This is a genomic window from Kitasatospora sp. NPDC052896, assembly GCF_044547075.1.
In the GTDB taxonomy this organism is placed as follows: Bacteria; Actinomycetota; Actinomycetes; order Streptomycetales; family Streptomycetaceae; genus Kitasatospora.
This window is the reverse complement of sequence record NZ_JBITZU010000067.1, coordinates 1-2488: the sequence shown is the minus strand read 5'-3', so window position 1 is coordinate 2488 and position 2488 is coordinate 1. Positions and strand designations below refer to the sequence as shown.

At 65.0% G+C, this 2488-nt stretch carries 1 protein-coding gene; it reads left to right on the top strand.

The window, feature by feature from the left end:
- The first annotated feature begins 596 nt into the window (after window positions 1–596).
- Window positions 597–2378 carry a reverse transcriptase domain-containing protein gene (locus ACIGXM_RS37305; RefSeq protein ID WP_396568570.1) on the top strand — a complete coding sequence of 594 codons (1782 nt, stop codon included), beginning with the start codon at window positions 597–599 and terminating at the stop codon, window positions 2376–2378.
- Window positions 2379–2488 lie beyond the last annotated feature (110 nt).

Sequence of the window (2488 nt, the reverse complement as noted above, 5' to 3'; positions counted from 1 at the left end):
GACCCGGACCAGCGCGGCTTCCAGGTCCAGCCCAAGCGGTGGGCGGTGGAGCGCACCTTGTGCGCCACGAGGCGCTCTGTTTGTATCCCCGGCTCAGCCGGGAGGAACTCGGAAGGAGGTTCCTGGGCCGAATGACTCACCTGGATCCGAAAGGCGAAGGGGACAAGAGCATGTCAGGAAACCGGTGACCGGGCTCAGTTGTCAGGGGCGGTGCGCCGGGCGGCCCGCGCGATATGGCGAAGACTGGATTGTTTGAAGCCCAATCTCCAGATGATGCAAGCTCTCATCCGTCGGAAAGACAACTGAAACCGACGCCGACCCTGCACCGGTTTCGAATGTGATAACTGGTGCAACTTCCGGGGTTCGGAGCGATGTCCAGCGAGGACATTCAAGGAGATGAGTGGGACGCCTACGTCGCGCTAGAACGTACAGACAGAGACGAACGTGGGATCGCCTACGGGACGCGAGTCCTAGGGCGACGGAGGCCCCGTAGTAGTCGCCGGAGTCACGACCGGCCGGGGAGGACGGGAAAGCCGTCCACATCGGGCGAAGGGGGCCAGGTGATTCGGACACCCGGATATGGGGAGGTATGCGAAATGCAGAGCGCCGCAACGGTGCTGGGTGTCCTGCGTGAACGCGGCAGGCGTGGCCTGCCGTGCGATGAACTGTATCGACAGTTGTTCAACCCGCAGTTGTATCTGCTGGCCTACGGACGCATCTACGCCAACCACGGCGCGATGACGCCCGGGGTCACGCCGGAGACCGTGGACGGCATGTCCCAGCGGAAGATCGACCGGATCATCGAGGCGATGCGCCACGAGTGTTACCGCTTCCGTCCGGTTCGGCGCGTGCACATCCCGAAGAAGAACGGGAAGACGCGCCCGCTGGGGCTGCCGACCTGGTCGGACAAGCTCGTCGGGGAGGTGGTCCGCCTGCTCCTGGAGGCGTACTACGAGCCGACGTTCTCCGACCGATCGCATGGCTTCCGTCCCCGTCGGGGCTGCCACACCGCACTGCGGGAGGTGGCCCACACCTGGACCGGGACTTCCTGGTTCGTCGAAGGGGACATCGCCGACTGCTTCGGCAGCCTGGACCACCAGGTCCTGCTGTCGGTCCTCGGCGAGAAGATCCGCGACCAGCGGTTCCTGCGGCTGGTGTGCAACATGCTCAGCGCCGGATACCTGGAGGACTGGAAATGGGGTGCCACGCTCTCCGGAGCGCCGCAAGGCGGAGTGGCTTCTCCGATCCTGTCCAACATCTACCTGCACAAGTTGGACGAGTTCGTCGAGAAAGTTCTGATCCCGGAGTACACCCGTGGAGAGCGCCGGGCCAGAAACCCGGCATACCTGGAGCTGCAGAAGCTGCTGGCGAAAGCCCGCCGGCGCGGAGACCGGGCCCAGGCCCGGACGCTGCGTCAGCGGATGACTAGCCTGCCGAGCGCGGACCCGAATGATCCGTCGTATCGCAGGCTGCGCTATGTCCGCTACGCAGACGACCATCTCCTCGGATTCACCGGACCGAAGGCCGAAGCCGAGCAGATCAAACGGCGCCTGGCCGAGTTCCTGCGTGACGAACTCAAGCTGGAACTGAGCCAGGAGAAAACGTTGATCACCCACGCCCGCACCCGGGCGGCACGGTTCCTCGGTTACGAGGTCACGACCCAGCACAACGACACGAAGAAGACCGGCCGCTACCGCAGGGTCAACGGTCAGATCGCCCTTCGTGTCCCCAGGGACGTGATCAAGGCCAAATGCGATCCCTACCTGGTTCGCGGAAAGCCCGCGAAGCGAACGGAACTGACCAACGGCAGCGATCACGCGATCGTGGCCACGTTCGGGGCCGTCTATCGGGGCATCGTCCAGTACTACCTGCTCGCCGGAGACGTCTTCCGGCTACACCGGCTGCAATGGGTGATGGAGACCTCCATGCTCAAGACCCTTGCAGGCAAGCACCGTTCGACCGTGACGAAAATGGCCGCCAAGCACAAGACCAGGATCGACACACCGGGCGGGCCCCGAGTCTGTTTCGAGGCCCGCATCGAGCGGAAGAACAGGAAGCCGCTGGTGGCACGGTTTGGTGGAATCCCTCTCCAGCAGCAGCGGTCGGCGAAGATCACCGACCGTCGGCCTGTCTGGGTGGACTACCCGCAGAAGGAGCTGATCACCCGGCTCCTGGCGGACACATGCGAGGTCTGCGGAGCCACCGGTGATGTCCAAGTGCATCACGTCCGGGCTCTCGCCGACCTCGCCCGTGCCGGATGGCCGCCGTCCGACTGGGCGCGCGTCATGCTCGACCGGCGGCGCAAGACCCTCGTGGCCTGCACCGCCTGCCATGACCGCATCCACGAAGCACGAACGGCCGGATCACTCACGCCGTGATCACTGGAGAGCCGGATGACAGGGAAACCGTCATGTCCGGTTCGGCGGGAGGCCGCGCGGAAAAGGACCTGCCACGGGCAGGCACCTCGCCGCGCGGCCGACCCAACCTC

Excerpts from the sequence above, each read along its gene's own strand:
- ACIGXM_RS37305 (WP_396568570.1), top strand. The coding sequence starts at position 597 with ATGCAGAGCGCCGCAACGGTGCTGGGTGTCCTGCGTGAACGCGGCAGG.